Origin of the sequence: Desulfuromonas sp. AOP6 (assembly GCF_009731355.2) — a bacterium.
GTDB lineage: Bacteria > Desulfobacterota > Desulfuromonadia > Desulfuromonadales > SZUA-540 > SZUA-540.
Genome location: NZ_AP022810.1, coordinates 2,037,448 through 2,064,282 on the forward strand (window position 1 = coordinate 2,037,448; position 26,835 = coordinate 2,064,282).

The window sequence follows — 26,835 nt, forward strand, 5'->3', positions numbered from 1 at the left end:
GATAAAACTCGCTTAACTATACCGATTACCTCAGGAAATAACAAGATAGATACTCTTTTTCAGCGTTTGGCATCCTCGTACCCTTGTAAGAGCACCAGCCAATCTTCGTGGCTGAAATGGAAGTTGGGGTGACGGTCCTGGATTTTTTTGAGGGAACGCAGCAGACGCGCCACATTATGCTGTTTCCACGAACCGGGTTTTCGGAAGCAGCCTTGGTCGAAATCGATGAGGTAGACTTGCCCTTGTCCATCCAGAAGGATGTTGTTGGCGTTGAGATCGGCGTGAAAGACATTGGCGTCGTGGAAGCGCCTGATGCAGCGGCCAACGGCCAGCCAGACGGCTTCGGGTTGCGGGGCCTTTTTCAGCCGGTCGGCCAGAGTGCTGGTGTCGGCAAGACGCTCGGTGATCAGGTCCGCCCGATAGACGCCAAAACCCGATACCACACTGGCTGCTACTGGCCGAGGAACCGGAAGTCCCTGGGCATAGAGCACCGCCAGCAGACGCCATTCCCGCCAGGCGCGGGATCGTCCGGGGTGCCACCCCAGATAGTGGTCGTGAAAAAGCTTGGCGACCAGACCGCCGCGACGATAGTGCCGCAGCACCCAATCCTGCCCTTGATAGCGAAGAAAATAGGCCTCGCCCCGGCCGAGAGCTTTGCCGACCAGAAAGCCGCCCGCGGCAAGCTTTTCCGGATCGAAAATGTCGTCGGAAGGCTTTGCAATCCGCGCGGCATCGTATAGAATGTGCCGATTTCCACTTCTGACGATGCGAGGATCCAGTTCAGATGTCATTATCCCTGCCATTATCGGCTCCCCCGAAGAGCCTCTGTATTTTACGTTTGTCCGCCCTGGGCGATGTCACCCATGTGCTGCCGACCCTGCGAACCCTGCAGCAGCACTGGCCACAATGTCACATATCCTGGGTTATTGGCAAGACCGAAGCGAGCCTGGTCTGCGACATCCCCGGCGTTGAATTTATCATTTTTGACAAGTCCCAAGGCGTGAAAGCCTACCGGGAGCTGCACGAAAAACTTAAAAACAGGCGCTTCGACGTGCTGTTGCACATGCAGGCCGCCTTGCGGGCCAGCCTGGCCAGCCTGTTGATCCGCGCCGACATCCGCCTGGGCTTCGACCGCGCCCGCGCCACCAACGCACAGTGGCTCTTTACCAACGCCCGCATCGCCCCCCAGAAACGCCAGCACGTTCTGGACGGTTTTCTGGAATTTGCCAAAGCGCTTGGACTGGAGCCCGCTCCTCTGCGCTGGGACATCCCCATTCCCTCTGCAGCCCGAGAGGCCGCCGGCAAGATGCTGCCTGACGAGTCTTTCCTGGCTATCAATCCCTGCTCCAGCGCGCGTGCCCGCAACTGGCGCAACTGGAGCGTGGAGTCCTACGCCGCCGTCATCGACCATGCCTTTGAGACCCACGGCCTGCGCACCGTGCTGACGGGCGGGCCGGCCGCCAACGAAAAAGCCTATGCCGAGGCCATCGTCACCGCCTGCCGTCACACGCCCGTCAACCTGGTGGGCGGCACCACTCTCAAGCAGATGCTTGCCGTGCTCGATAAAGCCGCAGTCGTCATCGCCCCCGACACCGGTCCCGCCCATATGGCCAACGCCCTGGGGAAGAAAGTCATCGGCCTCTATGCCACCTCGAACCCCGAGCGCACCGGCCCCTATTGCCACCGGGAACTGACGGTCAGCAGATATCCTGAGGCAATTGAAGCGGAATACGGCAAAAGCGTGGAAGAACTGCGCTGGGGCAAGCGGGTCAGGAATCCGGAGGCGATGTTGATGATCACAACAGATGAGGTTATTGAGTGCCTTACTCAAGTTATGGGTAGCAATTCAGACTGACTTTCCGCTATAATCCCTGGCAGACAATTTATGCGAGCAAATCTGCATCTTAGCAGGGATTCACCACATGGTTAAACAGGTTTCATCTCCACTGCGCGCCGTACTCTTTTCTGTTGGCGTTTTTTCTATCCTACGCCTGGGCTATTGGGCAACCTACCCGGCCTATTTCGAGAAACTATCCCCGATCGAGATTTTCAAGGCTTTTGCTGTCGGCTGGCGTTTTGATCTGTCGATTACGGTTGCTGCAGGTAGCATTTTTTTTCTGGCACTGGTCCTGCCTTTTCCCATCGTAGACACCCCTCGGCTGCAAAAAGTCTCTCTCTGGAGTCTTTTCAGCTTTTTGAGCGTCCTCTGGATCGTGAACATTGCGGATCTGTTTTATTTTGGCGAAGTCTATCGCCACGTCGGGCGCGAAATCCTGTTACTCAAACACGACTGGGGCATGCTGATTGAACTCGCGCTTCAATCCCGCCTGACGGAAATGGCCCTGGCCTGTCTTGCCCTACTGGGCTTGGCCTTTCTTTGGCATGCCCTTGTAGTTCGGCCTGCATCAGCGCCGCCAGCCGACTCCAGTTTTTCCTGGAGGCGTTCATTCTCATATACAGTTTTCATGCTCCTGCTTCTGCTACTGGGTGCGCGAGGTGGCCTGGTACAGGGAAAACCCATCAGCATGGTGGATGCCTACATGGCCGGCAATGAGAAACAAGCCTCTCTGGCCCTTAACGGTGCCTTTTCATTAGTGCATTCCATTCGCCTTGGTCTCAAGAAATCCTATGATTCCAGCCAGTCTTTGACCTACCTGAGCCCGCAGGAATTGAACCTATGGCAAGCTCAATTCGTTGAAGACAAAGGAGAAGATCCCTTTATTCGTATTTTGTCTGATGATAATACCCCCGAAAATAAAAATATTGTTATTGTTCTGCTTGAAAGCTGGAGCTACCGGTACATAGATGGCCTGGCAGGCAGCGATTATGGCGCCACCCCTTTTATTGACAGCCTGATTCCTAAAGCACGGGTTTGGGACAATACTTTTGCCGCGGGGCAGCGCAGCATTGAGGGCATCCAAGCCGTTTTAACTTCGGTACCCGTGCTGGAAAGCCAGCCCATCATCGGTTGGGGGCAGGAACTGAACCGGATGACACGTTTGGCTGCTTTATTGGGTGAGCGAGGCTATCATTCCGTGATGGTCCAATCCTCCAATCGCCGCTCGTTTCATCTGGATAGCATTGCCGCGGCCCTGGGGTTCAATGCCTATTTCGGCAAGGAAGACCTGCCGATAAGACGACAGTATCCCGGAGAAGTGCCGCGTTTTGGCTGGGACTTCGAAGCCTTGATGTTCATGGCGGATTATCTTGCCTCCCCCAAAGTAAAGCATCAGCCGTTTTTGTCCTTTGTTTTCACGGGCACAACGCACGAACCCTTTCCTGATCCCGGCCGGGAGTTTCATCTGTACCCGCACCATGCCGGCAAGGAAGAGGCGTACCTGAACACCTTGAGATACAGCGACTGGTCGCTTCAGCAGTTTATGGCAAAGGCCGCCGAACAGCCCTGGTATAAGAACACGGTCTTCGTATTCATTGCCGATCATGTTTTAAGATCAGAGGGCACGTCCCTGGAGAGCGAGTTCGAAATCCCGCTCATTATCTACACGCCGGATGGATCTATCGAACCGGGTCGCGACAGTCGATACGCCTCTCAGTATGACGTTCTGCCCACCCTCATGACCTTGCTGGATGTGCCGGACAACCTGGCGACTTACGGAAAGTCATTACTGCTCCCCGCTGGCGACCTGGAGGGGGCCCAGGTGCAACGTGGCGGCGTGACAGGCTGGATCGACAGCAAAGGCTGGTTCACCTTTTCACGGCATACCGACCTGGATTCAGGAGGGCTGTACGAGCACGACTTGGATACGCTGGCGCAAAACAGCAAAGCTGTAAAAGCCAGAATGCAGGTGGCAGATCATCGTTTAAGCAGAAATCTATGGTTTCCTGAGCCGAAGGGAAAATCCTACGTAAAAACTGAAAAAAACGACGACGGAACGGATCAGCGCATCTAACAGCTGCGACGACGTCCTCTGCTTTTACTCCTGGTAGGCCTGTAAAATTTTTTCAACGATATTGGTCGTGGACTTTCCGTCAACAAAAGTGATGAGTTCAACGTGCCCCCCATAGCTTTCAACGATCTCTTTACCAACAACCTGGTCAGGCTGGTAGTCTCCCCCCTTGACAAGGATATGGGGACGGACTTCACGAATGAGTTCAAGGGGAGTGTCTTCGTCGAAAATCACGACATAGTCAACACAGTCGAGAGCCGCGAGAATATGGGCGCGTTCTTCCTGATCGATGAAAGGGCGTTTGGCCCCCTTAAGGCGACGGATGGAGGTGTCAGAGTTGAGCCCCAGAACCAGCAGATCACCCAAGCGCCGGGCTTTCTGCAGGTATTTGACGTGACCGACATGCAGCAGATCAAAACAGCCGTTGGTGAAAACGATGGTACGGCCACGCTCTCGGGCCTGTTGCATTTCAGCTGAAATCAGGCAGCGCGATTTGATCTTCCGGTCGGTATCCAGGTGCTGCCCTTCGACGACCTCCAGAATTTCATGGGGTGAAACCGTCGACGTCCCCACCTTGCCGACCACCACCCCGGCAGCAACGTTAGCAAGATAAGCCGTGTCTTCCAAAGAAAGACCACCAGCCAATCCTACTCCAAACAGGCACAAAACAGTATCCCCAGCACCCGAAACATCATAAACTTCCCGAGCCTCAGTCGGCAGATCCACCTCCGTGCCATTGCGCTTAAAAAGAGACATTCCTTCTTCACTGCGCGTCAATACCAATACATCGAGATCAAGTTCGCGGCAAAGCTTGCGACCGGCAACGCGCAGGGTAGCATCGTCTGTTATCTCTATTTGGGATGCCAGCTGGGCTTCTTTACGATTGGGGGTCAGGAGGGTCGCCCCTTTATACTTGCTATAATCGGAGCCTTTTGGATCGACCACCACAGGAATACCTGCTTGGCGCCCAGCATCGATAATCTCACGCAAGACCAGCGGGGTGAGCACGCCCTTGAGGTAATCGGAAAGCAAAACCACATCGACATGATTCATTTGACGCCTGATGTAGGCAACCAAGGCATCTTCCTGCATTCCAAGAATGGCCTCGCAACTTTCCCTGTCGATACGCAGCATTTGCTGGTTGCTGGCCAGCACTCGGGTTTTGCGGCTGGTTGTGCGGCCTGGCACCTGTTGTACGCCGTCGATCCCTACCTGTAATTCCTGAAGCCTCCTGCGTAGCAGCTTGCCATCCTCATCTTCGCCCAAGACGCTTGCCACATCCACCTGACAGCCAAGTCGCAAAAGATTGTTGATGACATTACCGGCTCCGCCAAGGCGAAGGTCATGCCGTTTGACATCTACCACCTGAACCGGCGCCTCGGGAGAAATACGATCGGCATTTCCCCACAGATATTCATCCAGCATCAGGTCGCCGACCACCAGAGCCCTGATGCTCGGCAGACCACTCAGAAAACTCTCGACAGCTGTGCGCTTCATTTATTTTTTACTCCCAACCTGTCTAGCACGGCCAGAGCAAACAAAGGAATGTTAATTTCATGATGACCGGTTATAGCAAAACCCCGGCCGCTGCCGGAAGTAGGTCGCTTGACGACATTTTGCAAAGGACGATAGTGTTGAAGCATGTCGAAGTTGGCGGTAGTGAAATTATCGACATGGTGTCCCAGGTTTTGTACCACAGAAAGAGCTTTCAGGAAAACTTCAGGGAGAAGCACGGCAGACCCGACATTTAGCCAGACGCCGCTACTCAAATCAGCCACCACGGCGGCCAGCAGTCGGAAGTCACGATAGCTCATTTCACCCGTGACGGCACCATCGGCTTGCGGATGCTGGTGGATGATGTCGGTACCAATGGCGACATGCACCGTAGCAGGGACACCATGTTTGTGACAAGTAGCAAGCACACTGTAGTCGGCATAGGGATGTTGCCTTTCAACAATTGCCTCAGCAATCGCCCGGCCATACCCTATTCCGCGCGGCAAGCCCTCAGCAAGGGCGCTGTTCATGCCCGAACCGGTCTCTTCGGCAAAACCGAAATCCCCCGAATGTAGAACAGCCCCGACATCTTCAGAGGTTTTGCCCGTCAAGGAGACTTCGAAATCATGGATGGCGGCAGAGCCGTTCATGACGATGGCGGAGATCACGCCAGCTTCGATCAGGCTGCGAATGACGGGTTGAAGGCCGCACTTGATAACGTGCCCCCCCATGGCAAGGACAACAGGCCGACCAGCACCACGGGCGGAAACGACCGCATCGACGACACCCCGCAGGCTATCGGCGCCAAGCAACCTTGGCAACGCCGTGAAAAAGTCTTCGAAGGACATTCCCTGGCGCAGAGGCGCGGCGAAGTGTTCCTCAATATTCACCTTGTTGTCCCGAGAAGAAATGGGATAGGTTTTGATGGAGGAAAGGTCGATGGGTTGATATGGTTTCATGCTTCCCCCTGACCAGAAAAGAGCCGACGCTCCACCAGATCACAAAGCAGGTGGATAATCATCAGGTGACATTCCTGCACGTGCGGCGTCTGTTCGATAGGTACGACAAGGGGGAAATCAACACGGGGAGCAATGCTTCCGCCGTTGCGGCCCAGAAGCGCCATGGTCTGGCAACCGGCAGCCTTGGCAGCTTCCAGGGCCAAAGCCACATTGGGAGAATTGCCGCTGGTGGAGATTCCGATGACCAAATCGCCGGGCAGGGCAAGCGCCTCGACCTGACGCTTGAATATTTCATTGAAGCCATAGTCGTTGCCGACAGCTGTCAAAATGGAGGTATCGGTAGAGAGGGCGATAGCTGGTAGCGCCTTGCGCTCCATCATAAAACGGCCGACCAGCTCGGCAGCAAAGTGTTGGGCATCGGCGGCAGAGCCGCCGTTACCCATGATCAAAATCTTTCCACCACCGGACAGGGTCTGCTGCAAAAGCTCAACAGCACCGGCAATCGAATCCGTCATCTGTGATGCAACTATTTCAACAGCTCTTATATGTCCTTCGAGATACAGCCGTATTTCCTCATTCATAACCGCTCGTTTCTCCCGTTCGCAATCAGATCACCAAGGCCCTTAAAATAAAATCTAGACAAGGGAATGTCAATTTATTCCTCGGATTCTCTTATACCGTGGAAAGGGGCTCAATGCTCCCAGATAAGCCTCTGACATCTTGACAAACATCGGTTTTCAAACTAGCCTCGACCTCATCCATAAACAACGTAAGGAAAGCCTTAAAATCCCATGAAAAAGATACGCGTCCTTTGCCTGACTTCTTTTAGCGACCTCCCTGAAGCGCACATGTTTATCAAGCTGAAAGAGGCCGGAATCGACTTGCATGTCATTGCCAGCCCCGGCGCACCCCATAACGACACAATCCGCAAGGCAGGTGTGCCTCTTGAAGAGATTAAACTTAAAGGGCGCTTTGACCTGCATGGTATCCGCTATATTCGCAACAAACTAAAGCGGGAGCCTTTCGACATCCTGCACATGTTCAACAATCGCACAACCTCAAACGGTCTTCTAGCCGCAACAGGTATCCCTATAAAGATCATATGCTATAGAGGAATTGAGGGAAATGTCAGTTATCTTGACCCGGCCTCATGGACAACCTACCTTCACCCCAAGGTTGACAGAATCATCTGTGTTGCCGAAGCTATTCGAAAGACGCTATTAAAAGTTGGAATAGGTCCCCTCCGGCTTACCCCTGAAAAGGTGGTGACGATTCACAAGGGACACGAACTTGCCTGGTACAATGCTACTCCCGCTGATCTAACGGTACTAGACATCCCCAAGGATGCTTTTGTTATTGGCTGCATCGCCAATGACCGACCGCGTAAAGGGCTTCACATTCTGATTGAGGCCATGAATTATCTCCCCACCGATGGCTCCGTCCATCTCCTTCTCATCGGAAAAATGGATTCCTCCAAGTTGCTTCCTCTTATCGGATCCAGTCCCAATGCAAAAAATATCCACCTCACAGGCTTCCGAACCGATGCCCCTGCCTTGATAGCTGCATGCAGCACAGCGGTTCTTCCTGCCCTGAAAAGAGAGGGGCTACCCAAAGCCATTATAGAGGCCATGGTGTATGCCATCCCCCCCATAGTGACCCGCTCCGGCGGCAGTCCTGAACTTGTTGTTGAGAATGAAAGTGGCTTAGTGGTTTCGCCCGGCAACCCAAAGGAGTTAGCCGGAGCGATCAGATCCCTATATGACAATAGGGCATTGGCCAAGAAGATGGGGGAAGCAGCGCGAAACAGGATTAGGCTTGATTTCCGTCACGCGACAACAGTAGGAAAAACCTTGGAAGTGTATCAACAGCTTTTGGAAAGTTAAGCGCCCCAAATAACAAAAATGCTCGTTGGCTAAACTCTATTTTTTTGACGTAACCAAAGGTCACTATATTTAAGAAATCTCGAAAATGCTCCTGTAGCTGCAACCATAAAACCTGCAGCACCATCAAGAAAGCCTCTTTTTACGACGTACACTCTCAAAAAAAACATAATCGAGTGTGTAATAGAATCAGCAAAAGTGCAACGAACGCCCTCGGCATGTTTTGCCTCTGCCCACAACGCAGAATATCTTGCTGATTTTGCAACCCAGCTCTCCAAGTTTGTGTAACTATAATGAAGAAGATCATTTTTAAGATAATGAAGATTCATATCTGATCCGAATATGACGCGTTCATGAACCACCGCATCGTTATACTGGGCTCTCTTTCTAGGATAGAGCCGTACTACATAATCCGGATACCAACCACTATGCCTGACAAAAGAACCAAATGCCCACGTTAGACGAGGAACGGCATACACCTTATCTCTTGCGTCAGTTTCGACAACACCCTGTATTTCTTTTGATAATTTTTCCGTAACTTCCTCATCGCCATCGATAGCAAATATCCAATCTCCACTAGCATAGCTTTCCGCTAATTGGCGCTGCGCGCCAAATCCATGCCACACATTTTCAATGTAAACGTTTTTTGTATATTTTCTACATATTTCGACGGTCAAGTCTGTACTTCCAGAATCCAATATAATGAGTTCATCAGCCCACGAAAGACTTCGCAGACAGGATTCTATTTTTGACTCTTCGTTCTTAACTATCATCACAACAGATATTGTGGCCTTATCCATGATAAACCTTAAAGTCTTTCTTAAGTTCTTCCAACTTTTCACAAAGTCTTTCTGTCAAAGAAGAAGTTACTTCATCTTTGCTCAGGTAAAAAACTGCATCCCTTGAATACAAAGTGATAGTCTTAGCCAGCGAATCGATATCCGAATCTGAGCAACACCTAAAATTGCGGGGTAGCCGATCCCACTTTTCAGGCCCAATATGTAATTTCCGAACAAACCCTTTAGCGGAATTTTCAATAAACTGACCAACGGGCATCCGATATTGGTTGAGGAAGGGCAAAACCTTCGTTTCTATATTAAGATTGATCGAAGCAGTGAAATCCTGCCATTTCTCTGGCATAAACTTGGGGCTAAACCTTACAGGCATCCATGGCACCCTCAAAGCATCCGCAACAATAGCTCCATGCATGGCTTCAGTAATCAAGTGCTTGGTTCCGCGCAAATCAGCAAGTATTTTATCTACTGACTGTTTAGCAGATATGTATTTCACACCTGCCCTCTCACAGACACTGTGCCAATCAATAAAAACCTCACTCCTATGATGAGGCATGAACCCGACTGGAAAACAGCCTGAGGGGTCAGGCATAGCAACAGTCCTAAGAAGAAAGGCCCCATCGACAATAGCCATTTCACTTGGCAATCCGAGCCTTTTGGCGGTAAGTGGCCCCCTCACACAATAAATTTTCCATCGCTCATCAATTTTAGGGGGGGATCCAAACCCCATACCGGAGCTGAAAACCACAATTGAATTTGATTTTCCAAGAGTGCGTTTGACACGCTGTTGGTCCAGCAAAGTTCCTATACCAAGGAAGGCAGTACTATCATTTACGGCCAGCAACTCAGGAATCAAGCGTGGCCATAACCACGGATTTAAGTCATCTCCAAAATTTCCGCCAACAGTATGCGAGTATTCGAGATACATCAAAAACCTCCCCCAAAACCGATTTAGCCATACCCGAAAAACGCGAGTTACAGTATCCAGGTAAAACCCAGCTATTCATTCCCTAAAAACGAGTCCCTGCGGAACCAGTTATATTTATCTAATTTTTATCAATCAACAATAATGGATACTGATTTTTTGCTACCAAGGAGTCAAATTCTTTCTGATGAGCTCAAAAATCTAAGGGAAGAATAAAAAACGAACAAAGAGAAACTGTAGACAATCATGAATGGCGACCGAGACACCCAACTTTCTGTAAGGCCGAATATGGCAAAAGACACTACGATCAGCAATCCAGTTAAAGCCACCCGGCGCTGACAGTCGTTTGCCGAATTTTGCCATCCCCTGAAAAACAAACCGACCGGCACCACAATGAGTGCTACGAGCATGGACAACATCCCAAGCGACCCTGCATTCCCAAGCATTTCGAAGTAAATACTGTGGGCATGGCTGTATTCGTGATTAAGTTGCGTTTTGCCAGCGCTCATTGCCGCAATGCTATCGTGTTTGAAGTCTCCGAGGCCGGATCCGACCAGCGGGTTCTGCTGAAACTGCTCCCAGGCTATCCCCCACATGAGGATGCGATGCCCCAGTGAGGTATTCAGATTCTGTCCTGTAGAAAAATCCTTAAAATTGACAAAGACCTGACTAAGGCGAGGACCGATTTGATCATTAAAGCTTATTGCGCCTCCGGCAAGCAAAAGCATGACAAAACCGACAACAACAAGATTTCTACGACAGAAAAACGCTTTTCCCATCAGCATGGATAGAAAAAAAAGAGCAACAGGCAAAACCAACCACCCTCCACGCGCTCCACTTAAAAGGCTCGCGCCAAGGGCGGCCGCCAAAGACAAACTCAACAGCAGCCAGTGGCTGTTACCGTCTTTATAAACCAGAGACACAAAAAGGATAACAGCAAACAGCATGGCGACATCGCCAAAGACAATTGCGTTAGTGATCCCCTGCGCTCTTCCAAATCCAAGTAAAAAGGTCTGATAAATCGCCACCCCAAATAGCACGAATGACCCCAGGCAAATTCCTTTCAGGTAGGCAATGGAAAGGTCAACCTTGACCTTCGCGGCGCCGATTGTCAGAACAAAAAAACCTAACAGGTAACTCAACTTGGTCAGTCTCTTGATTCCTTGCCCCAAATCATCGGCATTCACCAAGCTGGCCACAGCGGCCAAGAGGAATACGATAACCGCATAAAAAAACAATTTTAGTCCCTTGGGAATTTCATCCCAGGCGGTGCCCTTCAGCAAAAGAAGACCAAACAGACACGCCACCAGAAACAAGCTGCTGTGCCAACTCTTTACGGTTCCAAACAGAACAGGAAAGGCGAAACACAATCCGTAAAATATCTGTGTACGTTTATCGTTCAAGGCGTCAAGCACCATATTTACAGTTCTCCTTCAACACATTTACCAAGCTAGCGAGATTATGACCTCTATCGAATTTTTTTAAAGCAATCTGGCGTCCACGTGCACCAAAAGCTACCCTGAGTGACGAGTCTTTCAATAAACAAAGTACCCTTTCTTTGAGGGCGTGGATGTCGCCAAAAGGAACCAGAAAACCTGTTTCGCCATCCTGAACAATTTCCGGGTTACTGCTAACATCAAAAGCTACAATTGGCTTTCCTGCAGCCATGGCTTCAATCAGCACATAGCCGAACCCCTCCCACCTTGAGGGAAGCACAAAGACATCCACGCTGGCCATGAATGCGTTCATATTTTCAACAAAACCGATAAAATCAATTTTGCCACACGCTCCTTGTGCAGCAGCGTAATCCTCTAGTTCTTTTAGTAATTTACCCTCACCAGCGACCTTGATTTTGAAGTCAATCCCTGCTGTGTTTAATTGAACCGCAAGATCGATCAGAGCCTTCTGATTTTTCTGATAGGATAACCGTCCAGCGCTGCCGATGATTACCGGTCTGTTTCGTTCGTCTAACTGCAGTTTCTTTTCATCTTGAAGATCCCGAAAGTCGATCCCATTATAAATGACGTGGATTTTTTCTTCTGGAAATAGATGAGCATTGTTTTGGAGAATAGTCTTTTTGGTCTGAAAAGAATTCGCAATAATTTCTGTCACAATCTTTTTGAAGAGTATGCGATTGAGAAATGTATTTTTGATCGGGATAGCACTTCCGCGGCGATAGATGATTTTCGGAACATGGGCTAAGCGCGCTGCGATTCCGGCTGCTTTAAGATCGGAAGGGAGATTGAGAATAACTACCTGGGTACGAGACTTTTTAAACCACCGTATCAGTGACCATATTTTAATAAAATTGAGTCCACTCAAATTCCCAATGCACACAGGTTTAGTGGGGATACTGGCCTGAGTTGCTTTTTTGAGGAGATCCCCGGTGGGGTGGGCAGCAATAGTTACCTGAAACCCTTCCTTCACAAGGAATTCAGCCGCCTCTAGGTGCCATTTTTCGCCACCACCCCAGGCACGACAGGAATTGAAAAGACAGATATTCATTGAGCACACACACACATGGAGACTGCCGACTGTGCTAACAGCAGCATTCTTAACTAAGAGGGTTATTTCAAAATTTCTCGTGCCGCGGAAACCACCATTTCACTCGTCACTAGGATCATGCAGCGATGGTCGGTCGGGCAGACGCGCTTAAGGCAAGGCGCGCACTCAACATTTTGGTAAGCGACACGATAGCGCGCAGTCCAGGGATAAGTCGTGGTGTGATCCGTTGGGCCGAATATAGCAACTGTTGGCACTTGCAGTGCGGCTGCCACATGCATCGGCCCGGAGTCGTTACTGATGATCAAAGAGCAATGTGCAATGACCGCCATCATCTCGCGTACAGACGTTTCACCGACCAGATTAAGCGCTTGGTGCCGCATCTGCTGGACAATATCCTGGCCTATCGCCTTTTCACCCGGCCCGCCTATAACGACCACCTGAAACCCGAATTCTTCCGCCAGAGTATCGGCAACCTGGGCGAAGCGCTCGGGATACCAGCGTTTGGCGGAACCATAAGCGGCACCAGGATTGACACCGAGCCAACACCCCTCGCCAAGACGTTTGAGTGCATGTTCCCGTTCGGCGGGCGTGATAACAAGCTGAAGTTCACCGCTGCCTCCCGTGATCCCAAATGCTTTAAGCATTTCCAGGTAATGGCGTGAATGATGTTGCGATCGGACTTTGTCCGTTAAAGGCACCGAACCGGTGAGCAGCAACCGTCGACCATCCGTAGAAAATCCAATACGGCGCGGAATACCTGCGAGAAAAGTCAGCAATGCGGCCTCAAAAGCCTTTTGCAATAGAATGGCCAGGTCAAATCGCTCCGAGCGAAGTTTCCGAACAAACCTCAGGAAACCAGCCGCCCCACTGTGGTCACCTTTCCGATCATAAACCAACACCCGATCACAACAGGGATGAGGAGAAAACAACTGGGCAACCAGGGGATTGGCGGCGACAACGATCTCGGCGCCAGGAAAAGTGTGGCGAATGGCTGCCAGAGCGGGCGTCATCATGACCCCGTCCCCAATCCAATTGGTTGCTCGCACCAGAATCTTTTTGGGAGAAGACCCTATTGAAAAATTTTCAACTCGACTAGCCAAGCGTTTCCGCCTCATCCATCAGCATCACCGGGATGTCATCCCGGATGGGAAAAGCCAGACAGCAGGAATCACAAACCAGCCGACTTTGGGTTTCTTCATAGCGCACCACCCCCTTGCATTGAGGGCAGGCGAGGAGTTCTAAAAGTTCTTTATTCAGGGGCATGATCTCTCCCGGGAATGATTTGATGGAGTTTCTGAAAGAAGCCTTCCTCATCAAAAAGATGCATCGCAAGCGGAACCTGATAGCAGGGAACGGAAAAATCACCAAGGTCCAGTTTTACAGCGTCCTTTTCGGTGGTGATCAGATAATCCGCGCCTTCGGCCAGGCGGCTCAACCGCTTCACCAACTGAATATCATAAACCACATGATCGGACAGGGCAAGGTTTTCGACAAGCAGCAGACCCTTGGCGGCAAGCGCCTCAAAGAAGGAAGTCGGGTCGGCGATGCCGGCAAAGGCCACTCCTTTTTTAGTCTGCAGACGCGCCAGCGGAACAACTTCGCCGGCAAGACTAATTGCCTCGGACGCCAGCAGATGCTGGCTGTAATAAGCGGGCTTTTCGGCATAAAGAGGAGGGGCGGAGGGAGAACCTGAACCTTCTGGGCAGCGGGTAAAAACCAGCAGATCGGCTCTTTTCACGGCAGAGGGAAACTCCCGCAGCAGGCCGGCCGGCAAAACCTGGCCGTTGCCCAGGGGCTTGCTACCGTCAAGGAGCAGGATATCCACATCGCGCTGAACGGCGAGATGCTGAAAGCCGTCATCGAGAATGATCCGTTCGGCCTGATAGCGTTCTACGGCGGTACGGACGCCATCAGCCCTTTTGCGGGCGACAAAAACCAGCGCTTGCGGGTTTCGCCGGGCCAGCAGAAAAGGCTCATCCCCGCACAGGTCGGCGGCCATTTGCGGCCCTTCACCAACGCTGACCACCCCTACCCGTTCCTGCAGCGCACCACCATACCCACGACTGACCACAGCTACCCGCAGACCCTGCGACAGAAAATGTTTGACGAGGGCGTCGACCACGGGTGTCTTGCCGGTGCCGCCGGCGGTAATATTGCCAACGGAGATGACCGGAACGGGAGACCGGAAGGAAGAGAGCACTCCACAGCGGTACAGTGCGGCGCGGCAAAGCCCCACCAATCCATAGAGCCAACCAAGGGGGATGAGCACGCCTAGCAGAAGAAGATCCAGAAAGCCGTCAGGTCCCTGCAACACCAGGCGTCTATGCCAGGACAATATCTTCACATCAGGATTCCAGCAAGGATTTCATAACGCCGAGGGTCTTGCGCGTGGCGCCGGCATTGCTGGCCAGCACGCCGTTACCGTTATTCCCCAGGACGCGACGGGCGCGGTTGTCTTTTAGGAGGTTGCGGATCTGAAGGACGAGGTCCTGCCTGTCGGCCACCTGGACGCCGCCTTTGGCCGAGAGCAGCAGGCGGGAGATTTCCTTGAAATTGTGCATGTAGGGCCCAAAGAGCACGGGTTTTTTCAGCAAAGCAGGCTCCAGAATGTTGTGCCCACCGACAGGGACAAGACTGCCGCCCACAAAAACCAGATCGGCCGTCGCATAGAGATCGAGCATTTCTCCCATCGTATCGACCAGCAGGACTTCACCGGGCTGCACCCATTTCGTATCTTTCTGCAGGGAGCTTCGCAGAACATAGGGAATTTTTTCGCTGACCAGCAACTCTCCCACGACCTTGCACCGTTCGACGTGTCGTGGCACCAAAACAAGAACAACAGCAATTCCCTCGGCGACCAACTGCCGATAGGCTTCGATAAGAATTTCGTGTTCGCCCGATCGGGTGCTGCCGGCCACCCAGATCATCGTCTCTTCAGGCAACCGAAATTTTTCTTTGAGAGCGGTGATGCGGGTCGGTTCGGGGACCACAACCTGCATGTCAAATTTAAGATTCCCGGGGACGCAAACACGCTCGGAAGGGGCGCCAAGATAGGCGATGCGCTGCGCGTCCGTCTCGCTCTGCATACAGAAAGAGGAAAAGTTCTGGAGAACGGGACGCAGCAGCGGCCGAATGAATTTATAGCGGGGGAAGGAACGGTCGGAGATACGGCCGTTGACAAGGAGAATGGGGATGCCCGCTTTATAAGCCTGGTGAATGAAGTTGGGCCAGATCTCCGTCTCCACGATCACGAGCAGATCAAGGGGAAGTTGCCGGAATATGCGGCGGGCAATCCAGGAAAGGTCGTAAGGAAAGAAGACGCACAGGTCAGCGAGACCGGAATCCCTGGCGATGGTCTGGCCGGTGAATGTCATGGTGGACAGAATCAGGGAAGACTGGGGATAGGCCTCCTTGACCTGGCGCAGCAGCGGCATGGCCGCCCGCACTTCCCCCACGGAGACGGCATGGACCCAGATGAGGGGCTTGCCCTGAAGGCCGGTCAGGCGATCGCGGGAATAGAGGCCGATCCGTTCCCCCAGTCCGCGCCAGCCGTTGCCGTACCTTATCCCCTTGAGCAACGCATAGGGGAGCAGCACCACGCTGGCCAGCAGAAGTATGACATCATACAGCAGATACACCACAGCTCTCCAAATGGGCACGGGCCTGTTTCTCATTCTCTTCCATCGCAGCCTGCAGTCGCTGCCTGAAGGCTTCCACGGATTCGTCGTCCCGATAAGTCAGCGGTTTACCAAAAGAATAGACTCCCCGGCCAAAAGGGTATGGCAGCAGAAAGCGGTCCCAGGAGCGAAAACGATGCCCCCGGCTGGCGGCAAAGGCCATGGGGACGACGGGGCGACCACTCAGGCGGGCCAACTGGACGACTCCTTCTTTCACCTCATGGCGCGGTCCACGCGGACCGTCGGGCGTAATCACCAGATCAAAGGGCTCCTTAGCCAGCCCGAGCAGATGCCGGAAGGCTGCCCGTCCCCCGCGGGAGGAGGAACCGCGCACGGCATCCTGACCGAAATAGGCCATGGTACGGGCGATCAGTTCCCCATCCTTGGAGGCGCTGATGAGAATCTTGGCACCCGGCCCATGGTAGCCACAGGCCATGAGCAGCAGCTGGTCGTGCCAGAAAGAGAGGATAACCTGCTCCCCTCGCTCCCAGAATCCCTGGGGGTGATCCGTTCCAATGGTGTCAATACGAAGAGACCAATACAAAAAGCGGATTACGCCAGCACCCAAAAAAGGCACCAGGGCCAGCAGTATTTTATCGAGAACCTTTTTCAGCATGATCAGGCCTGAAACTGCATGTCGTAAAGTTTTTTATACAAGCCGTTATTGGCCAGCAGCTCTTCATGACGGCCGACTTCACAGACACGCCCCTGCTCGAGCACCACGATTTTATCGGCATGGAGTATCGTCGAAAGTCGGTGGGCAATGACAAAGGTAGTACGGTTCTTCATCAGATTGACCAAAGCCTGCTGCACCATGGCCTCGCTCTCCGTATCCAGTGCACTGGTTGCTTCGTCAAGAATGAGAATGGGGGTATCTTTCAAAATGGCGCGGGCGATGCATATGCGCTGCCGCTGTCCGCCGGACAGACGCAGACCGCGATCGCCGATTTCCGTGTCGAATCCTTCAGGCAAGGCCTGGATAAACTGGTCGGCATAGGCCTGCTGGGCTGCCCTGGCCACTTCTTCTTCAGAAGCCTCGGGACGTCCGTAACGAATGTTGTTGGCCAGGGTGTCGTTAAACAGGAAGGTTTCCTGGTCGACCATGGCAATATGGGCCTTCAGGCTGTCCAGCGTCAGGTCCCGAATGTCGTGGCCGTCGATCAGCACGGCACCAGACTGGGGGTCATAGAAGCGGTTCAGCAGGGAGACGATGGTCGACTTGCCGGCGCCGCTGGGTCCCACCAGGGCCACGACCTCTCCCTGCCTGGCTTCCAGATTGACATCCTGCAAGACCGGTTCGTCGCCATAGGAAAAGGAGACATGCTCAAAGCGCACCTCGCCCCTGACGTTGGTCAGAGGCCTGGCGCCAGGGCGGTCGACGATCTCATGGGGGGTCTCCAGCAATTCGAAAACCCGCTCGGCGGCGCCGATGGCCTGCTGTGTCCGGTTGTACATTTTGGACAGCCGTTTGGCCGGGGTGTACATGAACATGATGGCCCCGATAACGGAAAAGAGCTCCCCCTGTGTCATGGCACCGGACATGACCCGGTGCAGACCGAACCAGAGCACCGCCGCCACCCCGAAAGAGGACATGATCTCCATGACCGGTGACGAGCCCGCGTCGTACTTGATGACCTTGCGCAAGAATCGGTAGTAAAAAAGGTTGCGATCCCGGAAGCGACCGACCTCCCTTTCTTCCGTACCGAAAGCCTTGATGACCTTGATGCCGGAGAAGGTCTGTTCCAGCACCTGGGTCAGGGTGCCCATGGCCCCTTGCCCACTGCGAGTGTACTGTTTGATTTTTTTCCCGATGGCCGAAGCAGGCCAGGCCGCCAGCGGCAGCACGACAAAGGCCATCAGCGCCAGCTGCCAGTCGCCATGGAAGGCGACGATGGTGAGGGCGACCAGGGTGAGGCCCTCGCGCAGGGTGCCGACCAGGACTTCGGCGACAGCCGCCTGCATCACCGTCACATCGTTGAGGATACGCGACATCAACGTCCCCGAGGATGTTTTGGAGTAGTAGCGCATGCTCAGGTTAAGGGAGTGGCCGAAAAGGTCATTGCGGAGATCCTGCATGACCAGTTGCCCCGCAGTCTTGATGGTGTATTCCTGCACAAAGCGGGAGAGACCTTTAATGGCGGCCAGCCCGAGGACAAAGATGGGCACCAGGTTGACCAGGGAGACGTCGCCGGCAACAACGAGACGATCGATAAAGGGTTGAATCAGCTTGGCGGCGGCGGCGTCGGAGCCGGCCACACCCAGGGAAGCCACCATGGAGAAGAAGATCCGCCAGCGGCAGGTGCGCGTGTAGCCAAGCAGCCGTAAATAGATCTGGGTCCCTTGGCTCTTCATGAGAGAACCTTCCCCTGGCTCATTTCGGCTGCCATCTGCGCCACCCGTGTCGAACAACCGGGCGGGCCCATCTTTTCTTTAACCAGAGCCAGACCGCGGAGCATCCGGTCATGGTAGTCCCTGTCATCCAGAATACGAAGAATTTCAGCACCGATGTTTTCCGCCGTCGCTTCACCCTGCAGGAATTCTTTGACCACTTCCTCGCCGGCGACAATGTTGACCAGGCTGACATGAGGCACCTTGACCAAACGCCTGGCAATGGCGAAGCTGACGGGCGACATGCGGTAGACAACGGCCATGGGAGTCTCCGCCAGAGCTGTCTGCAGAGTCACCGTGCCGGATACGCAGATCACCGCGTTGCAGGCATGGGCCAGATCATAGATGCTCTCATCTTCTATCAGAGTCACCGGCAGATCTTCTTCAGCCAGCAGCTCGTCGAATATTTTCCGGTCCAGCGAGGGCGCCACGGGTAGCAGAAATCTGGCCAACGGCTTGTCCCGAAGAATAAGTCGAGCACTTTGCACCAGGGTATTGAAACTATAACGGACCTCGCTGCGGCGACTGCCGGGAAAAAGTCCGATAACGGGAACATCGGTCTCGATCCCGTAGCGACCGAGGAAGTCGTGCCGCTCCGGCAGGTCCTGCGCCTCATCCATGAGGGGATTGCCCACAAACACGGCCTCCAGATCGAGACCGCGAAAGTAGGCTTCTTCAAAGGGGAAAATAAAGGCCAGCCTGTCGACATAACGGGCAATGGTATTCACCCTTCCCTTTTTCCAGGCCCAGACTTTTGGACTGATGTAATAGAGAACCGGTATACCCGCCGCCTTGGCATGGCGCGCCAGGCGAAGATTGAAGCCGGGATAGTCAACGAGGATGACAAGATCAGGCCTTGATTCTCCGACCAGAACGGTACGCAGCTTCTGCATGGCCCTGGCGATGACCCGGATATTGGCCAGCACTTCGACCGCCCCCATGACCGCCAGTTCGTCACTGGGGATGAGGATGTCACAACCGGCTGCGGCCATACGCTTGCCACCAACGCCAAAAAACGACAGTCCGGGGTCCACCTTGGCAGCCGCCCTGATAAGGTTGGCGCCATGCAGATCCCCGGATGCTTCACCGGTCACAATAAGGGCCCTGCGCTTAGTCTCCTGACTGCTCAAAATCTCTCCCGACAGAGGCCTGTTCAATCAGCGGGCAATGCCTCGCTGGCTGTTCTGAATAAAATCGACAAAGACCTGCAGCTCCGGCGTCTTGGCCACATCCTGATCGATCTTGGCCAGAGCGTCTTCCATGCGCAGTCCGGAACGGAAGATCAGCTTATAGGCCTGTTTGATGCCCCGAACGGCTTCATCGGAGAAACCACGGCGCTTGAGGCCGATGAGATTGAGCCCGACGGTCTTGGCCCGATCGCCCTGGGCAATGGTGTAAGGCGGTATATCCTGGGCTACCATGGAACCGCCACTGACCATCACATGGCAACCGACGCGGGTAAACTGATGCACAGCGGAAAGGCCGCCCAGAATGGCGTGGTCATCGACCTGCACGTGCCCGGCCAGGGTGGCGCCGTTGGCCAGAATAACCTGGTTGCCGACGACGCAGTCGTGGGCAACGTGGGAATAGGCCATGAGCAGACATTGATTACCCAGGATCGTTTCGCCGCCGCCATCCTCGGTACCACGGTGCAGGGTGGCAAATTCACGGATCGTATTGCCGTCGCCAATGCGCAGAAAGGATTTTTCCCCATGGAATTTCAGATCCTGAGGGACTGCGCCCACGGAAGCAAACTGAAAAATCCTGTTGTTTTTACCGATCTCGGTCCACCCTTCAATAACACAGTGAGGACCAATGACGGTGCCGGCGCCGATGCGGACATGTTCGCCGATAACGGTGTAAGGCCCCACCTCGACGGTAGGATCAAGCTGGGCACCCGGACTGATAATGGCAGTAGAATGAATCATAACGGTATCAGGACTCCTGACGGGGGGCAAAAGTGGCCTTCAACTCAGCTTCGGCGACCAGAACATCCTCGACATAAGCCTTACCGGAAAAGCAGTAAAGCCCGCGTTTGCAGTTGCTCAACTCCAGTTCAATGCGCAACACGTCGCCGGGGAGGACCGGCTTGCGAAACCGGGCATTGTCGATACCGGCAAAATAGGTCACCTTGTCGTCACCGACTTTGTTGACCACGATGGCATACAGACCACCCACCTGGGCCATGGCTTCGATAATGAGAACGCCCGGCATGATAGGATGACCCGGGAAGTGCCCCTGGAAAAAGGGCTCATTGATGGTGACGTTCTTGATGCCAACGGCCTTTTTGCCTTCCTCCAGTTCAACGATACGATCTACCAGCAGGAACGGGTAGCGATGGGGAAGGAGCTTCAATATTTCCTGGGTATTGAGAACCATGCCTCTATTTCTCCTTTAAAAGCTTTTCAAGGGCTTCCACCTGATTTTTAAGTCGGGTCAGCTCGCGACGCATCTCGGGCAGTTTGGCGAAACTCATGGAGGCCTTCAGCCAGTCTTTGTGTGGAATGGCCGGCACCCCCGAAAGCACCTGATTTCCTTCGGTGTGGCTGGTAACCCCTCCGCGGCCGCCGATCATGACATTGTCGCCGACACGCAGATGTCCGGCCGTGGCAGCCTGTCCGCCAAAGGTGCAATGGTTGCCGATGATCGTACTGCCGGCTATCCCCACCTGCGCCGCCATCACCGTATCCTCGCCGATGGTGACGTTGTGGGCGACCTGCACCATGTTATCGAGTTTGGCCCCGCGGCGGATGCGCGTCTCCCCCATGGCGGCGCGGTCGATACAGCTGCAGGCACCGATTTCCACGTCATCCTCTATGACAACAATGCCGACTTGGGGAATCTTGAAATAGCGGGGTCCATCGGGAGCAAAGCCGAAACCATCAGAGCCGATCACCGCACCAGGTTGCAGAATCACCCGAGCGCCCAGCCGGCACTCTTCCCGCACGATGGCTCCGGCGTGAAGCACACAGTCCTCGCCGACCTGAACACCGTCATAAAGGGTGACCCCGGGATAGAGGATCGTGCCACGGCCGACCTTGACACCCTCACCGAGGGTGCAACCGGGATAGACGGTAACGTCCTCCTCCAGGATGGCCGAGGGATGAATCCAGGCCCCCTCCATTACGCCTTTGGGCTCCGGGCGAGTAACCTCCAGGTGGGTCAGAATCTTGGCGAAGGCCAGATAGGGATTTTTGACCACCAACAAATTGAGTCCGGGAGCCTCCACGCCAGGGGCCACGATAACAGCCGAAGCGCGGGTCGTCTTGGCCTTGGCCGCGTATTTAGGGTTGGCAATAAAGGTGATATCCCCTTCGCGGGCGTCGTCAATGGGCGCGACATGGCCGATCCGGATCGATTCATCCCCAAGGACGGAACCTCCGACCAGACCGGCAAGCTCTCCGAGAGTTGCCGTCGTCGCCATAATTACTTGCCGCCCTGTTTTTTGAACTGAGCGTTGTAGCGCTCGATAACCTTATCGGTAAGATCTGCCGATTTGTCGGCGTAAAGAACAGAACTCTCCGACTTCTCAAAAACCATGGACATCCCCTCGCTGGCGCCGATGTCCTGCACGATCTTGAGGAGATCTTCGATGATCTGACGGGTGAAATCAGCGTCCTTCTGCTGCAATTCTTCCTGAATGTCTTTGGTGAAACGCTGGAACTCCTTGAGTTTCTGCTGATAGTCGCGCTCCTTGGCGGAACGGGCATCGGCACTCAGTGCCATGGACTGTTTTTCCAGTTCATCCTTGAGCTTCTTGATCTCTTCCTGGCGAACCTGGATAGTCCCCTCATAGTTTTTGACCGAATTGGCAATTTTTTCTTTGGCGGCCTTGCCTGATTCAGAGAGGTTCAGGGCCTTTTGCAGATCAACATAACCGACTTTGACCTCGGCAAAGGCAGGGGCGGCAATCAGGGCAAAAACCAGCATAATGGGTGCGATCAATCTTTTCATGAAAAACTCCTTTTAGATAATGGACTTAGAAAAACCGGCCAATGGAAAACTCAAACCTTGAACGATCCTCGTCTTCTTTCGGATCGAGATTGTACCCCCACTCAAGGCGCAAAGGCCCCATGGGACTGTTCCAGCGAATACCCCAACCGGCGCTGTAGCGCATGCTGGAGAAATACTCCTCATCTTTGCTCCAGGCGTTGCCGATATCGAAGAACAGCAGGCCCTTGAAACCAAGCTCCCGGATGAGCGGGAAGGTGTATTCGGCGTTGAAGAAGGCCTCTTTTTCGCCCCCGACAAAGTCACCGTTTTCGTCCTGGGGACCAACTTCACGGGTTGCGAATCCCCGCAGGGTGTTGATGCCACCCAGAAAAAACTTTTCGTCGATGGGAATCTCTTCCGTACTGCGCAGCTTATGGACATAACCGACCTGTCCATGCAGGGAGAAGACGGAGCCCCATTTCCAGGGGAAGAAGACCCGGTGGTCGGCAATATATTTGCTGAAATATTCCGTCCCCCCCAGACCGGCAATTTCCCAGGAGAGCTCGCCAAGGTGACCGCGGGTCGGATCGGGCCGGTAGTCAGTCGTATTGAGGGAAAAGGAGGAAAAGAGGGACGACAGGGTGGAGCGACCGGCCTGCTCCTGCCAGTAGATGCTGGCAAAGGGGTCGATATCGTAAATTTCCTTTTCCTCGTAACGGTAGACGAAGAAGAGTCGGGTGTTTTCAGTGAGGGGAACACCAAGTTTAATATCGCCGCCTGTGGTTTTTTTGGAGAAATCGGTATATTCGCGGTCGGTGTTGTAAATGTCGCCGCCCAAAGCGAAATCCGTATCGAGAAAATAGGGGTCGAGCAGTCCGAACTGATAGGTGGTGGTTGTTCCGCCCAGGGAAGCCGAAAGGTTCATACGCAGCGCCCTGCCCAAGAAGTTCTCCTGGGAAACCGAGCCCTGGGCGATAAAGCCGTCCACGGAAGAATAGCCGCCGCCAATACTGAAGGTGCCTGTCGGTTTCTCCTTGACCTCCACGTCCACATCGAGATGAGCCTCATCCTTACCCTTGCTGGTAGAGACATTCACCTCTTCGAAAAACCCCAGATTGTTGACCTTGCTCCGGCTCGACTTGATCAGACTGGCGTTGTACAGATCGCCTTCGAGCAGGTGCATCTGGCGTCGGATAATTTTGTCCCGCGTCCTGGTATTGCCGGTAATGCGGATGCGGTCGATGCTGACCTGGATCCCCTGCTCGATGTCATAGAGAATATTGACCCGTCGCTCCTCATGATCAAGCCGGGTAACGGGCGAAACATTCACATAGGCATAGCCCTGATTGGCGTACAGATCGTTGAGAACCGTCACGTCGCCGCGCAGGATTTCCCGGCTGAAGACATCACCCTGTTTAAGCTTGAGCAGATCGAAAAGTTCGCCTTTTTCACGGATGAGATCCCCCTGCAGGCTGATATCGCCCACCCGGTACTGCTCGCCCTCTTCGATCTCGATCAGCACATCCATGTACTCTTTGTCGTCGCTGAAGGTGATCTGGGGCTGCATGACTTTCACCTGCACATAGCCCTTGTTGTAATACTGGTCGGCAATAATCTCCAGATCGATCTGCAGAACTTCTTCGCGGTAGGTTCCGCGGTCGGTCAGCCAGGAAAGCCACCACTTCTCTTTGGTCTGGATGGCCTTCTTGAGCTCCTTGTCGGTAAAGACCGTATTGCCCTGCAACCGGATAGAACGAACCAGAACCTTCTGTCCCTCGGTGATCTCAAAATGAACAGTGGCCTCGTTGCGCTCGCCAGTTTCTACCCTGGGCTCGATGCGCACCCCGTGGTAGCCTTCTTCGACATAAGCGTTGCGAATGGCCTCGACGCTTTTTTCAAGGGACTTTGGATGAAAGATACTGGCAGATCGCATGGCAACGAGAGGACGCAGTTTTTCATCTTTAAGTTTCTTGTTGCCGGAAAAATCGATTTTGCGGACAAGAGGCCTCTCGACCACCTGATAGGAAAGGATCTGCCGATTTCCATCCTGGTTCAACTCCGCGGTAATGTCGGAGAAGTGCCCCAACTTGAAAATGGCCTTGACATCCCGGTCAATCACCTCGGCAGACACCGTGGTACCCGCCTGAGCCGAGAGAACGGCGGTAATAGCCGAAACCTGCACGCGCTGGTTCCCGCTGACGGTTACCTGATCGACCTTGTAATCCTCAGCCCAGGCCACCATCGGCGACAGAAACAACAATGCAAGTCCGATCAGCGCTCTTCTGGTCATCCAGATCACATCCTCACTAAAAACCTTCGAAAAATGGAACATTATAGATTAAGTCCAAAAAGGGTGTAAATCAAAAACTATTCCCGTATGCGGCCGTCTTCCATGCAGACCACCCGGTCAAGACGGGAGGCCAGGGCCTCGTTGTGGGTGACAATAATCATGGTCAACCCCCTGGTCTGGTGCAGATGATTGAGGAGCCGGTAAATCTCCTCGCTGGTTCCACTGTCGAGATTACCGGTGGGTTCATCCGCCAGCAGCAGGCGGGGTCCCATGACCAGCGCCCGGGCAATGGCTACCCGCTGCTGTTCCCCCCCGGACAGCTGTCCCGGTTTGTGTGTCAGGCGATGAGAGAGACCAACCTCGTCCAGCAGTCCCTCCGCCAGAGTTCTGGCCTCAACCTTGGATCTGCGGGCGATAAGCGCCGGCATCATGACATTCTCCAGGGCGGTGAACTCAGGGAGCAGTTGGTGAAACTGAAAGACGAATCCAGCCGTCCGGTTGCGAAAAGCATCGAGGTCGCTGCCCTTGAGGGTAAAGACGTCACGCCCTTCGACAGTAACCCTCCCGGAAGTCGGCTGGTCGAGACCGCCCAGAATATGCATAAAAGTGGTCTTGCCAGCCCCCGAGGAACCGACGATGGCCACTCTTTCACCTCGATGAATCGACAGGTCGATACCACGCAGAACATCGACCTGGCCACTGGCGGTCTGAAACGACTTCTGCAGCCCGTCGACCTGGATAAGGATGTTCGTCTGCAGGTCATTCATAGCGCAGAGCCTCGGCCGGGTCCATCCTGGCTGCTCGCCAGGCAGGATAAATGGTGGCCAGCAGAGAAATAGTCATGGCCACCAGGACGACGGCGGTCACATCGGCGGAATGGACCACGGAAGGAAAACGGTCCATGCCGTAGACCGACTGATCGAAAATCTTCACCTTGAAGACCTGCTCTACCCACTTGATGATCGGATCGGCATTTTTGGCGAAAAACAGCCCCAGTATTGTTCCCAGGGCCGTGCCGACGGTGCCGACGATAAGACCTTCCAGGACAAAGATCTTCATGATGCTGCGAGAAGTCGCTCCCATGGCCCGCAGCACAGCGATATCCTTGTGCTTTTCCATCACCACCATAATCAGGGTGGTGGCAATATTGAAGGCCGCGACCAAAACGATGATCCCCAGCACAATGAAAAGCCCGAGTTTCTCCAGTTTGAGGGCCGAAAGAAAAGAGCCGAACAGCTCTTCCCAGGAGCGCACCATGTAAGGGTAGGTAAAATCCTGGCGCAGTTCCGAGGCCACCAGACGGGCGTTATCGAAACTGTCTACCTCGATTTCGACGCCGCTCGCTCGTTCCGGCAGATCAAAGAAGGTCTGAGCCTGGCCGAGGGAAACGTAGGCAAAATACGTGTCCATGAAGCCGCCGCGATGCCGGAATATGCCGACGATCTCAAAAGGTTTCATTTTGGGGATCATGCCGAAGGGCGTGATGGTGAACATCGGCGGAATGACGTTGAGGCGGTCGCCAACGGCCACCCCCAGGGAGGTGGCGGTGTCGAGACCGATGACGATGCCGGGAATGGGGCGGTCGGCCCGGAAGAGGAGATCTTCAACATCCCGGTCTTCGACGGTGAGGAATTTCTGTACGAAAATCTTGTTCCCCGGTTCGATCCCCTTGACATTGACGGCGGCAACATTCCCACGGGCCAGCAGCATGGCTTCCTTCGACACGAAGGGCGCCGCGCTGACCACGTGAGGCGAGGCCGCAAGAGCTTTTTCCGTTACCTGGTCGTAATCCCGAATCTCTTTGCCGTGTGACTGGATGAGCACGTGGGGGACATTGCCCAGGATCTGCTGGCGGACACCGTCGTGAAAACCCGTCATGACCGCCAGCACAACAATGAGCGCAGCCACGCCCAATGTGACGCCGGCAATGGAGATAAAGGAGATAACCGAGATAAAAGTCTGTTTGCGCTTCGCCCGCAGATAACGCAGACTGACAAACCATTCGTAGCCCATGAAGAATTCCGTGAGGGGTAAGGAGTGAGGAGTGAGGCGTCAAGGGAAAGGCTCACACCTCTCCTCGCA

At 53.8% G+C, this 26,835-nt stretch carries 25 protein-coding genes; 3 read left to right on the plus strand and 22 right to left on the minus strand.

The window, feature by feature from the left end:
* Positions 1-59: 59 nt before the first annotated feature.
* A complete protein-coding gene (locus AOP6_RS09575; protein ID WP_213194538.1) occupies positions 60-791 on the minus strand; it encodes a 3-deoxy-D-manno-octulosonic acid kinase in 732 nt (243 codons plus the stop codon).
* Between AOP6_RS09575 and AOP6_RS09580 the strand changes: the two genes are divergently transcribed.
* Complete coding sequence (locus tag AOP6_RS09580) at positions 785-1,855, plus strand: glycosyltransferase family 9 protein (RefSeq protein ID WP_155876520.1); 1,071 nt, start codon at positions 785-787, stop codon at positions 1,853-1,855. The genes AOP6_RS09575 and AOP6_RS09580 overlap by 7 nt on opposite strands.
* Positions 1,856-1,922: 67 nt before the next feature.
* Positions 1,923-3,911 carry an LTA synthase family protein gene (locus AOP6_RS09585; RefSeq protein WP_155876521.1) on the plus strand — a complete coding sequence of 663 codons (1,989 nt, stop codon included), beginning with the start codon at positions 1,923-1,925 and terminating at the stop codon, positions 3,909-3,911.
* A 24-nt stretch (positions 3,912-3,935) separates the two neighbouring features.
* Here the strand turns inward: AOP6_RS09585 and hldE are convergent, their stop codons facing one another.
* The 3 genes from hldE to AOP6_RS09600 are packed head-to-tail and all read right to left on the minus strand — an operon-like array spanning position 3,936 to position 6,942.
* On the minus strand, positions 3,936-5,405 hold the full coding sequence (gene hldE, locus AOP6_RS09590; RefSeq protein ID WP_155876522.1) for a bifunctional D-glycero-beta-D-manno-heptose-7-phosphate kinase/D-glycero-beta-D-manno-heptose 1-phosphate adenylyltransferase HldE: 1,470 nt from the start codon (positions 5,403-5,405) through the stop codon (positions 3,936-3,938).
* Positions 5,402-6,361, minus strand: a complete 960-nt coding sequence (locus AOP6_RS09595; RefSeq protein ID WP_155876523.1) for a hypothetical protein — start codon at positions 6,359-6,361, stop codon at positions 5,402-5,404. The genes hldE and AOP6_RS09595 overlap by 4 nt, the downstream gene beginning before the upstream one ends.
* Positions 6,358-6,942, minus strand: a complete 585-nt coding sequence (locus tag AOP6_RS09600) for a D-sedoheptulose 7-phosphate isomerase (RefSeq protein WP_155876524.1) — start codon at positions 6,940-6,942, stop codon at positions 6,358-6,360. The genes AOP6_RS09595 and AOP6_RS09600 overlap by 4 nt, the downstream gene beginning before the upstream one ends.
* A 210-nt stretch (positions 6,943-7,152) precedes the next feature.
* Here AOP6_RS09600 and AOP6_RS09605 point away from each other — a divergent pair, with 210 nt between their 5' ends.
* Complete coding sequence (locus tag AOP6_RS09605; RefSeq protein ID WP_155876525.1) at positions 7,153-8,244, plus strand: glycosyltransferase family 4 protein; 1,092 nt, start codon at positions 7,153-7,155, stop codon at positions 8,242-8,244.
* 29 nt (positions 8,245-8,273) lie between these two features.
* Here the strand turns inward: AOP6_RS09605 and AOP6_RS09610 are convergent, their stop codons facing one another.
* The 18 genes from AOP6_RS09610 to AOP6_RS09695 form a co-directional block, all read right to left on the minus strand.
* A complete protein-coding gene (locus AOP6_RS09610; protein WP_155876526.1) occupies positions 8,274-9,041 on the minus strand; it encodes a glycosyltransferase family 2 protein in 768 nt (255 codons plus the stop codon).
* Entirely contained in the window at positions 9,034-9,963 is a 930-nt protein-coding gene (locus AOP6_RS09615; protein ID WP_155876527.1) for a polysaccharide pyruvyl transferase family protein, read from the minus strand. Before AOP6_RS09615 ends, AOP6_RS09610 begins: the two co-directional genes overlap by 8 nt.
* 170 nt (positions 9,964-10,133) lie before the next feature.
* Entirely contained in the window at positions 10,134-11,378 is a 1,245-nt protein-coding gene (locus AOP6_RS09620) for an O-antigen ligase family protein (RefSeq protein WP_155876528.1), read from the minus strand.
* Positions 11,368-12,465 (minus strand): glycosyltransferase, encoded by a 1,098-nt coding sequence (locus tag AOP6_RS09625; protein ID WP_155876529.1) that lies wholly within the window; start codon positions 12,463-12,465, stop codon positions 11,368-11,370. The genes AOP6_RS09620 and AOP6_RS09625 overlap by 11 nt, the downstream gene beginning before the upstream one ends.
* Positions 12,466-12,527: 62 nt before the next feature.
* Complete coding sequence (gene waaF / locus AOP6_RS09630; RefSeq protein ID WP_225897270.1) at positions 12,528-13,565, minus strand: lipopolysaccharide heptosyltransferase II; 1,038 nt, start codon at positions 13,563-13,565, stop codon at positions 12,528-12,530.
* The gene (locus AOP6_RS09635; protein WP_155876531.1) at positions 13,558-13,728 is read right to left on the minus strand and encodes a Trm112 family protein; all 171 of its coding nucleotides are present in this window, start codon (positions 13,726-13,728) and stop codon (positions 13,558-13,560) included. The genes waaF and AOP6_RS09635 overlap by 8 nt, the downstream gene beginning before the upstream one ends.
* Complete coding sequence (gene lpxK / locus AOP6_RS09640; RefSeq protein WP_155876532.1) at positions 13,715-14,809, minus strand: tetraacyldisaccharide 4'-kinase; 1,095 nt, start codon at positions 14,807-14,809, stop codon at positions 13,715-13,717. The genes AOP6_RS09635 and lpxK overlap by 14 nt, the downstream gene beginning before the upstream one ends.
* A 1-nt stretch (position 14,810) precedes the next feature.
* Positions 14,811-16,103 carry a 3-deoxy-D-manno-octulosonic acid transferase gene (locus AOP6_RS09645; RefSeq protein ID WP_213194539.1) on the minus strand — a complete coding sequence of 431 codons (1,293 nt, stop codon included), beginning with the start codon at positions 16,101-16,103 and terminating at the stop codon, positions 14,811-14,813.
* On the minus strand, positions 16,087-16,758 hold the full coding sequence (locus AOP6_RS09650; protein WP_225897271.1) for a lysophospholipid acyltransferase family protein: 672 nt from the start codon (positions 16,756-16,758) through the stop codon (positions 16,087-16,089). Before AOP6_RS09650 ends, AOP6_RS09645 begins: the two co-directional genes overlap by 17 nt.
* Before the next feature lie 2 nt (positions 16,759-16,760).
* Positions 16,761-18,494 carry a lipid A export permease/ATP-binding protein MsbA gene (msbA, locus tag AOP6_RS09655; RefSeq protein ID WP_155876534.1) on the minus strand — a complete coding sequence of 578 codons (1,734 nt, stop codon included), beginning with the start codon at positions 18,492-18,494 and terminating at the stop codon, positions 16,761-16,763.
* Positions 18,491-19,660: a lipid-A-disaccharide synthase gene (lpxB, locus tag AOP6_RS09660; protein ID WP_155876535.1), complete on the minus strand. Its 1,170-nt coding sequence runs from the start codon at positions 19,658-19,660 to the stop codon at positions 18,491-18,493. The genes msbA and lpxB overlap by 4 nt, the downstream gene beginning before the upstream one ends.
* A 27-nt stretch (positions 19,661-19,687) precedes the next feature.
* Positions 19,688-20,458 carry an acyl-ACP--UDP-N-acetylglucosamine O-acyltransferase gene (gene lpxA, locus AOP6_RS09665; RefSeq protein ID WP_155876536.1) on the minus strand — a complete coding sequence of 257 codons (771 nt, stop codon included), beginning with the start codon at positions 20,456-20,458 and terminating at the stop codon, positions 19,688-19,690.
* A gap of 7 nt (positions 20,459-20,465) precedes the next feature.
* On the minus strand, positions 20,466-20,909 hold the full coding sequence (gene fabZ / locus AOP6_RS09670) for a 3-hydroxyacyl-ACP dehydratase FabZ (protein ID WP_155876537.1): 444 nt from the start codon (positions 20,907-20,909) through the stop codon (positions 20,466-20,468).
* A 4-nt stretch (positions 20,910-20,913) separates the two neighbouring features.
* On the minus strand, positions 20,914-21,954 hold the full coding sequence (lpxD, locus tag AOP6_RS09675) for a UDP-3-O-(3-hydroxymyristoyl)glucosamine N-acyltransferase (RefSeq protein WP_155876538.1): 1,041 nt from the start codon (positions 21,952-21,954) through the stop codon (positions 20,914-20,916).
* 2 nt (positions 21,955-21,956) lie between these two features.
* Entirely contained in the window at positions 21,957-22,484 is a 528-nt protein-coding gene (locus AOP6_RS09680; protein ID WP_155876539.1) for an OmpH family outer membrane protein, read from the minus strand.
* A 25-nt stretch (positions 22,485-22,509) separates the two neighbouring features.
* Positions 22,510-24,753, minus strand: a complete 2,244-nt coding sequence (bamA, locus tag AOP6_RS09685; RefSeq protein WP_155876540.1) for an outer membrane protein assembly factor BamA — start codon at positions 24,751-24,753, stop codon at positions 22,510-22,512.
* A gap of 77 nt (positions 24,754-24,830) precedes the next feature.
* Complete coding sequence (locus AOP6_RS09690; protein WP_155876541.1) at positions 24,831-25,520, minus strand: ABC transporter ATP-binding protein; 690 nt, start codon at positions 25,518-25,520, stop codon at positions 24,831-24,833.
* Positions 25,513-26,766, minus strand: a complete 1,254-nt coding sequence (locus AOP6_RS09695; RefSeq protein WP_155876542.1) for a lipoprotein-releasing ABC transporter permease subunit — start codon at positions 26,764-26,766, stop codon at positions 25,513-25,515. Before AOP6_RS09695 ends, AOP6_RS09690 begins: the two co-directional genes overlap by 8 nt.
* Positions 26,767-26,835 lie beyond the last annotated feature (69 nt).

Bases quoted from the DNA above. Each gene is read 5' to 3' on its own strand.
- AOP6_RS09580 (WP_155876520.1), top strand. From the start codon at position 785: ATGTCATTATCCCTGCCATTATCGGCTCCCCCGAAGAGCCTCTGTATT.
- AOP6_RS09575 (WP_213194538.1), bottom strand. From the start codon at position 791: ATGACATCTGAACTGGATCCTCGCATCGTCAGAAGTGGAAATCGGCAC.
- AOP6_RS09585 (WP_155876521.1), top strand. From the start codon at position 1,923: ATGGTTAAACAGGTTTCATCTCCACTGCGCGCCGTACTCTTTTCTGTT.
- hldE (WP_155876522.1), bottom strand. From the start codon at position 5,405: ATGAAGCGCACAGCTGTCGAGAGTTTTCTGAGTGGTCTGCCGAGCATC.
- AOP6_RS09595 (WP_155876523.1), bottom strand. From the start codon at position 6,361: ATGAAACCATATCAACCCATCGACCTTTCCTCCATCAAAACCTATCCC.
- AOP6_RS09600 (WP_155876524.1), bottom strand. From the start codon at position 6,942: ATGAATGAGGAAATACGGCTGTATCTCGAAGGACATATAAGAGCTGTT.
- AOP6_RS09605 (WP_155876525.1), top strand. From the start codon at position 7,153: ATGAAAAAGATACGCGTCCTTTGCCTGACTTCTTTTAGCGACCTCCCT.
- AOP6_RS09610 (WP_155876526.1), bottom strand. From the start codon at position 9,041: ATGGATAAGGCCACAATATCTGTTGTGATGATAGTTAAGAACGAAGAG.
- AOP6_RS09615 (WP_155876527.1), bottom strand. From the start codon at position 9,963: ATGTATCTCGAATACTCGCATACTGTTGGCGGAAATTTTGGAGATGAC.
- AOP6_RS09620 (WP_155876528.1), bottom strand. From the start codon at position 11,378: ATGGTGCTTGACGCCTTGAACGATAAACGTACACAGATATTTTACGGA.
- AOP6_RS09625 (WP_155876529.1), bottom strand. From the start codon at position 12,465: ATGAATATCTGTCTTTTCAATTCCTGTCGTGCCTGGGGTGGTGGCGAA.
- AOP6_RS09635 (WP_155876531.1), bottom strand. From the start codon at position 13,728: ATGCCCCTGAATAAAGAACTTTTAGAACTCCTCGCCTGCCCTCAATGC.
- AOP6_RS09650 (WP_225897271.1), bottom strand. From the start codon at position 16,758: ATGCTGAAAAAGGTTCTCGATAAAATACTGCTGGCCCTGGTGCCTTTT.
- msbA (WP_155876534.1), bottom strand. From the start codon at position 18,494: ATGAAGAGCCAAGGGACCCAGATCTATTTACGGCTGCTTGGCTACACG.
- lpxA (WP_155876536.1), bottom strand. From the start codon at position 20,458: ATGATTCATTCTACTGCCATTATCAGTCCGGGTGCCCAGCTTGATCCT.
- fabZ (WP_155876537.1), bottom strand. From the start codon at position 20,909: ATGGTTCTCAATACCCAGGAAATATTGAAGCTCCTTCCCCATCGCTAC.
- lpxD (WP_155876538.1), bottom strand. From the start codon at position 21,954: ATGGCGACGACGGCAACTCTCGGAGAGCTTGCCGGTCTGGTCGGAGGT.
- AOP6_RS09680 (WP_155876539.1), bottom strand. From the start codon at position 22,484: ATGAAAAGATTGATCGCACCCATTATGCTGGTTTTTGCCCTGATTGCC.
- bamA (WP_155876540.1), bottom strand. From the start codon at position 24,753: ATGACCAGAAGAGCGCTGATCGGACTTGCATTGTTGTTTCTGTCGCCG.
- AOP6_RS09690 (WP_155876541.1), bottom strand. From the start codon at position 25,520: ATGAATGACCTGCAGACGAACATCCTTATCCAGGTCGACGGGCTGCAG.
- AOP6_RS09695 (WP_155876542.1), bottom strand. From the start codon at position 26,766: ATGGGCTACGAATGGTTTGTCAGTCTGCGTTATCTGCGGGCGAAGCGC.